Below are 442 nucleotides of genomic sequence, written 5' to 3'. Positions count from 1 at the left end.
GTTCAAAGCATCAAAATCTTTGTGCATTTCGGCGATCATGCGATCCACCAGCGCCACAAAGCTTTCGCCATTTTCATTGGCGCGTTTGATGATTTTGTCGTCGATATCGGTAATGTTGCGCACATACTTCAGCTTATAGCCGAGGAAACGCAGATAGCGCGCAACCACGTCAAAAGCAACAAAAGTACGCCCGTGACCGATATGACAGAGATCGTAAACGGTGATTCCACACACGTACATGCCGACTTCCCAGGCGTGAATAGGCTTAAATTCCTCTTTTTGGCGTGTCAGAGTATTGAAGATTTTTAGCATCGAAGATTCCGTTTAGACATGTGTGGGTAATTGAGTTGCGTATAATACCCATATTTCCCGCGCGAATCAGCATACATTGCGAGATGATCCGATCGTGCGGTTATGCTATAACACCACCCTATATATGACC

At 45.7% G+C, this 442-nt stretch carries 1 protein-coding gene; it reads right to left on the bottom strand.

Features of this window, described 5'->3' with window-relative positions; genetic code table 11:
* A partial coding sequence (locus JQK88_RS35740; RefSeq protein ID WP_203281291.1) for a class I tRNA ligase family protein occupies positions 1-312 on the bottom strand: 312 nt, incomplete at its 3' end.
* Positions 313-442 lie beyond the last annotated feature (130 nt).

It is taken from the genome of Mesorhizobium caraganae (genome assembly GCF_016836705.1).
Lineage (GTDB): Bacteria > Pseudomonadota > Alphaproteobacteria > Rhizobiales > Rhizobiaceae > Mesorhizobium > Mesorhizobium caraganae.
Note: the sequence above shows the minus strand (reverse complement) of the source record. Positions and strands in the feature narration are given on the sequence as shown.